The sequence below is a fragment of the Pseudomonas sp. 15C genome, assembly GCF_055484735.1.
On sequence record NZ_JBUDGD010000109.1, the window covers coordinates 1 to 6,121 of the forward strand.

Annotated in this window: 4 protein-coding genes; all 4 read right to left on the bottom strand. The window is 61.3% G+C overall.

Annotated features, from left to right (window positions below):
• Positions 1-114 precede the first annotated feature (114 nt).
• The gene (locus ACYYKW_RS26250) at positions 115-981 is read right to left on the bottom strand and encodes a pirin family protein (RefSeq protein ID WP_464991570.1); all 867 of its coding nucleotides are present in this window, start codon (positions 979-981) and stop codon (positions 115-117) included.
• 174 nt (positions 982-1,155) lie between these two features.
• Positions 1,156-4,374, bottom strand: a complete 3,219-nt coding sequence (locus ACYYKW_RS26255; RefSeq protein ID WP_464991571.1) for a transporter substrate-binding domain-containing protein — start codon at positions 4,372-4,374, stop codon at positions 1,156-1,158.
• A gap of 10 nt (positions 4,375-4,384) precedes the next feature.
• Positions 4,385-5,020 (bottom strand): response regulator transcription factor, encoded by a 636-nt coding sequence (locus tag ACYYKW_RS26260; RefSeq protein WP_093102879.1) that lies wholly within the window; start codon positions 5,018-5,020, stop codon positions 4,385-4,387.
• A gap of 135 nt (positions 5,021-5,155) precedes the next feature.
• Positions 5,156-5,596 carry a chemotaxis protein CheY gene (locus ACYYKW_RS26265; protein ID WP_464991572.1) on the bottom strand — a complete coding sequence of 147 codons (441 nt, stop codon included), beginning with the start codon at positions 5,594-5,596 and terminating at the stop codon, positions 5,156-5,158.
• Positions 5,597-6,121 lie beyond the last annotated feature (525 nt).

Below are 6,121 nucleotides of genomic sequence, written 5' to 3' on the forward strand. Positions count from 1 at the left end.
AGCAAGCGTTTTGGGTTACCTTTTTGGCGTTTGAAAAAGGTGACCCGCCGTAAGGGCGGAACCCTAAGCCGCCGTTACCGCAGCAACGGATATGTACCCCAAAAAAAGCTCATCTCAACCCTGCATCCGCCCAAACCGCCCCGACTGAAAATCAACAAACGCCTGATGAATCTCCTCCTCCGAATTCATCACAAACGGACCATGCCCGACAATCGGCTCATCAATCGGCTCGCCGCTGAGCAACAACACCACCGCGTCCTCATGCGCCTCAAGCGACACCGCCCGCCCCGCGCGCTCGAACAGCACCAACTGCCCGACAGACGCCGACTCCCCACCATTAACCCGCACCGAGCCCTTCAACACCACCAACGCGGTATTGCGACCCTCATGCAAATCAAGCGTCAGCAACCGGCCTGCGTTCAACCGCAAATCCCACACATCAATCGGGGTAAACGTGCGCGACGGTCCTTTATGCCCCTCGAACTCACCCGCAATCAAACGCAGGCTGCCAGCGTTGTCCTTGAGCGCGATGCGCGGAATGTCACTGTCGAGAATGGTCTGATACCCCGGCGCAGCCATCTTGTCCCTGGCCGGCAAGTTGACCCACAACTGCACCATCTCCAGTTTGCCGCCGGTTCTGGCGAAGTTTTCCGAGTGAAACTCTTCATGCAGAATCCCCGACGCAGCCGTCATCCACTGCACATCGCCGGGGCCGATCACCCCGCCACTGCCGGTCGAGTCACGATGCTGCACTTCGCCGTCGTAAACGATCGTCACGGTCTCGAAACCACGGTGCGGATGCTGACCCACGCCGCGCTGTTCAGTGGTCGGCGTGAATTCAGCCGGGCCGGCATGATCGAGCAGCAGGAACGGGCTGATGTGTTTGCCCAGGTTGTCGTAGGAAAACAGCGTGCGCACCGGAAAACCATCGCCGACCCAATGGCCGCGCGGGCTGGTGTAGATACCGATAAGGTTTTTCATGGGGTCTCCAATCTGGATAAAAGCATTGGATTAATCCTAACCGCCTGGCCAATATCGGACTAGAGGGCGAAAACCGGCTTCAGCGTTCCATCAGGGGAACAGTGACCTGCCTACAGAATCTGCGGTGCTGCAATCGCCAGCAGGCTGGCTCCCACAAAAACCGAAGCGCCGCTATCAGGTCAGCAGGCGTTGCGCGAGGCTGTCCATGGCCTCGCGCAACGCCTCGATTGCTGTGTTGGACAGCGGCGTTTGCCCGTCAGCGCAAGCCAGTTCCAGGTCGACACAGGCCGCCACCACCCGCGCCGCGCCGACCATCTGCGCGCCACCCTTGATGTGATGCGCCAGATCGCGCAACCCGGCGCGGTCGCGGTCATCCTGCAACACCGCCAGCAGTTGCCGGTCCAGGCGCAAGCTGTTCAGCACTTCCTCGCGCAGGCGCTCGATCAAACCGCGGTCATTGCCAGCCATTTGCTCCAGCGTGCTCAAGTCGATTTCCACCAGCGCAGCCGTTGCAACGTGATCCGCTGGCACGGCGCAGTGGCTGGCTGCGGCCAATGCCTGTGCCAGATCGTGCAAGCGGATAGGCTTGAACAGGCAATTGTCCATGCCGGCGGCCAGACAGCGAGCGCGTTCCTCGGCCTGCGCATTGGCGGTGAAGCCCAGCAGCAAACACGGCGTGCGTTCGGCCAGCGATTCTTGCTCGCGGATCGCCTGCGCGAGCTGATAACCATTGCGCCGCGGCATGTTGCAGTCGGTAATGACCACATCGAACGCCTGCGTTCGCCAGCGCTCAAGGGCGTCGTCACCGTTGTCAGTATCGACCGTACGATGGCCGAGTTCACTCAACTGCCAGCACAGCAGCAAGCGGTTGACCGGATGATCATCGACCACCAGCACATTCAGCGGATGCGCCGCCGTGACAACCGCAACGGGAGCCGACGCCGCTTGCGCAAGCGGCGCCAGCAGCGGCAACTCGAGATTGACTTCTGCCTGCGTGCCTATACCCGGCACGCTGTCCAGTCGCAGTGTGCCGCCCATCATCTCGCACAGGTTGCGGCTGATCACCAGGCCCAGCCCGGAACCGCTGCGCGCCGATTGCGCGTGATTGCTCGCCTGCACGAACGGGCTGAACAATCGTTGACGATCTGCGTGACTGATCCCCACGCCGCTGTCCTCGATCAACACCCTCACCGCCAAGCGCTCGGCCGGCGCAGCGCCGACCACCAGATGCAAGCTGACCTGGCCCTCGTCAGTGAACTTGATGGCATTGCTCAGCAGGTTCGACAGCACCTGCTTGAAACGTGTCGGGTCAATCAGCACGTCGACATTACTGCCGGTATCGAGTTGCAGATGCCAGAGCAAGTGCTTCTGCCGCGCCAGCCCCTCGAACACCCGACACACCGAGAGCACCAGATCACGCAGGTTGGCGCGTTCGGGCGCGAGGGACAGATGCCCGGTTTCGATCCGTGCGATATCGAGTATGTCGCCGATCAGCGCCAATAATTGTTGCCCGGCGTTTGACGCCACCTGTATCGCCAGACGATCGGTGACGCCCTCCTCCGCGCGTTTCAAGGCCAGTTCGAGCATGCCGATCAAGGCGCTCATCGGCGTGCGGATTTCATGGCTCATGGTCGCCAGAAACGTGGTCTTGGCGCGATTGGCATCGTCCGCCGCATCCTTGGCGTCCTGCAATTGCTGCAGCCATTGCTGGCGGCGGCGCAACTGACGGCGCTGCCAGACGATCCAGCCCAGCGCCAGCGCGAGCAGCAGCGCCGCTGCCGCAAAGCCAAGGAGAATTTCGTGGCGATGGCGCCGCCAGTAACTGTCATCGATCACCACCTCATGGCTCCAGCGCTCGACCAGCTCATCCATCTGCTGCGGGGCGATGCTCAGCAGTGCCTTGTTCAGGATCGAGTGCAGCGCCGGCATTTGTGGTGCGGTCGCCAAGGCAATGCGCGCCGGTTGATCACCGACTGTGCCGGTAATGCGCAGCCGTTCGCGGTAATGGCGGGCAATCAGAAAACGCGCCACCACCAACGAACTCACCGTGACGTCGACCTGGCCCTTGAGAATCATCGCCATGCCGTCGGCCGGGCTCGCGGTTTCGACCAGACGCAAGCGCGGCACACGGGCCAACAGATAACTGCGCAACGGATGACCGCGGTAGATTGCCAGCCGCTTGCCCGCCAGTTCGTCCAGGGGGAGCGGCCCCTGCCAGGTGCTTGCGCTGACCAGCACGAACGGATTGTTCAGGTAGGCGCGGGTGAATTGCAGCTCGGTTTCGCGCTCGCTGCTCGGCGTTACCACCGGCAGCAGGTCCAGTTCACCGGTCTTGAGCTGTTCGATCTGACGGTCCAGCGAGGTTCCGCGCACGATTTCGAAATTGAGCCCGCTGCGTTGGCTGATCAGGCTCAGCAATTGCGCCGTGAGCCCGCTGAAACGGCCGTCGGCATCGAAAAACGTCAGCGGCGCGAAATCTTCGATGGCGCCAACTCGCACCACCGGGTGCTGGTCGAGCCAGGCCTGTTCGCTGGCGCTCAGTTGTACCCGCGTTTGCTCCGCCATTTCCGCCAGACCGGCGCTCCAACGCTGTTCGATGCGTTGCCGGCGCTCCATGGGAATGGCCGCCAGCGCCAGATCGACGATGCGTTTTAGGCGCGCATCACTGCGCAGCAGGGCGAAACCGAACGCATTGGCGTCCAGGCCCGACGGGCCGGCCAGTTGCAGGTCGTTGCGATAGTTGGTGTTGATCAGGTAGTTGGCACTGATGACATCACCGAGGTACACGTCGTCCGCGCCGAATGCCACCGCACCGAGTGCGTCCATCGCCGACGGGTAACGCTGCACCTGAGCCTGCGGATAAAAGCCTTGCACGGTCGCCAGCGGCAAATAGTCCTCGACCATCGCCAGGCGTTTGCCGGCAAGATCGGTCGGCAATTGCTCGTCGAGGCGAGTGACCAGCATCGGTTGATCTTCGGCGTACGGCCGGGACAACACAAAGGCCGGATCGGCGATTTCGAAGCTGTTGGAGGTGCCGAGCAGATCGAGCTCGCCACGCTTGAGCGCGGCCATCACCGCCTCCCGGTCGGCAAACCGGCGCACCTCGATGCGGATCCCGAGCAACTGCGCCAGCAGATCAGCGTAATCGGCGGTCAATCCTTCGAGTTCATGCTGGTTGCGGGTCAGTTCGAATGGCGGGTAATCCGGCCCGGAAATGCCCATGCGCAACAGCGGGTGCTGACGCAGCCATTGCCGGTCCTGGGCGTCGAGACGCAACTGGACATTTTCCAGGCCGGTACGGGTCAGCACTTCCAGCACCTGCGGTGGTTCACTCGCCGCGCATAACGCGGTCAGGCTCAGCCACAGCCCGACGATCCAGCCCCCCTGGCGCATGGTCGCGTGCTCAGATGACGTGATTGCGCTTGGCGAAATCGCGCAAGTGCACCGCTGAATTGACCCCGAGTTTTTTCATCAATCGGGTCTTGTACGTGCTGACGGTCTTGTGGCTCAGGTGCATGTCCTCGGCAATAGACTTGTTGGACTTGCCGTGCCCCAATTGTTCGAGAATGTTCAGTTCACGGTTGGAAAGCTGATCGATCATTTCCTTCTCGGTGGTTTGCACCGCATTCAGCACGCTGGCGGTATCCGACAACGCGGAAAAATAGGTGTAACCGGACATCAGTGCCTGAATGGCTTTGTGCAACTGCTGCAGTTGATTGGTCTTGGTCACGTAGGCCATTGCCCCGGCCCTCAGGCAGCGCTGCTGGTAAAACAGCGGATCGTGAGTACTGAATACCAGCACGCGGCAATTCAGATCATTGGCCTTGATCCGCGCCAGCACCTCCAGCCCGCCGAGCGCCGGCAGATTGATATCGAGGATCACCAGTTGCGGCTGATGTTCACGAATCAGCGCCAGCACCTCGTTGCCCTGAGAAGCCTCGTGAATCAGTTTGAATCCTTCAGCTTGCAATACGATCCGGATGGCGGCGCGCACCACCGGATGATCGTCAACGATCAGCGCTGACTTCTCGGGCTTCATGGCCACTCCCAGTGCAAAGCCGGACGAACAGCCCACCGGTGCGGGCGGATCCGGACTCGGTGGCTGCGCCGGGACTGTTACACGGAACGACGGGCGAATCACCTGTCAGGTCTGACAGTTGTGCACGTTGATTTTTTATGCATGGGTTGCCCTGCGCACCGCCGCAAGCGGCTGCCGGGCCAACGTCTCGCACCGGATGGCCGGCGCCTCGACCATTGCCATCAACTGCTTGATCGCCGGCAGTCCGGGCAACGCCAGCGGGCTGATTTGCACATTGTCCTGAGCGAAACCTGCAGCGCACTGCAATGGCGCCGTGCGCTCGTTGTAGATCAATGCCTGCCGCACCTGTGGGTTATCGAGGAAAAACCCCAGCAGGTCGAGCGGACCCGCCAGATCGGCATTGATGACCACCACATCGAACGGCTCGCAACCGTAGTCGACCAGCGTCAACAGCTCGGCGAGGCTTTGCACCGGCGCCACGCGGTAATAATCGAGGCTGTTGAACAGGCGCTCGATTTTCATCCGGTGAAAATGCTGGGTATCGGCGATCAGGATTCGCAGGGCTTTGTTGATCATGGTCATTCTCCCTCCAGGGTTTCTGGGTGGGCAAGGCTACGCAATTGCCTGTACCGGGATCTGTAGGACTTTTCCTAAAAAACCGATCATTCCTCCGAGGCCGTCCGGGCACGGCGCTGTTGCAGCCCAGTGCCAGGGTGCTGCTGATGGCGGCGCGGCAACGCGGTAACTGGGGCTGGCCTGAAATCAAAAGCCACGTCAAAAGCCCCTCACCCTAGCCCTCTCCCGGAGGGAGAGGGGACTGACCGTGGTGACTTGGAGAGATACGCCAACTTGGGATACCGAGTCGTACTCAAGTTCTGAACGGCTCACAAATCGGCTCCCTCTCCAGGGGGAGAGGGCTGGGGTGAGGGGCAGCCACACCACAAATCCCAAGCCAACCACCCGCTTCTAACCACTCAACAATGAGCGTTAGCTCGAGTGCTTTTGATCTTGCCTAACCAGCGACATCGGAAGGCTGAGCGCAGGGATTGATCCGGGCGTGGGAGCGCAGCGACCGTCTGGCGCAGCCAGACACAGCGGAAG

Bases quoted from the DNA above. Each gene is read 5' to 3' on its own strand.
- ACYYKW_RS26250 (WP_464991570.1), bottom strand. From the start codon at position 981: ATGAAAAACCTTATCGGTATCTACACCAGCCCGCGCGGCCATTGGGTC.
- ACYYKW_RS26255 (WP_464991571.1), bottom strand. From the start codon at position 4,374: ATGCGCCAGGGGGGCTGGATCGTCGGGCTGTGGCTGAGCCTGACCGCG.
- ACYYKW_RS26260 (WP_093102879.1), bottom strand. From the start codon at position 5,020: ATGAAGCCCGAGAAGTCAGCGCTGATCGTTGACGATCATCCGGTGGTG.
- ACYYKW_RS26265 (WP_464991572.1), bottom strand. From the start codon at position 5,596: ATGATCAACAAAGCCCTGCGAATCCTGATCGCCGATACCCAGCATTTT.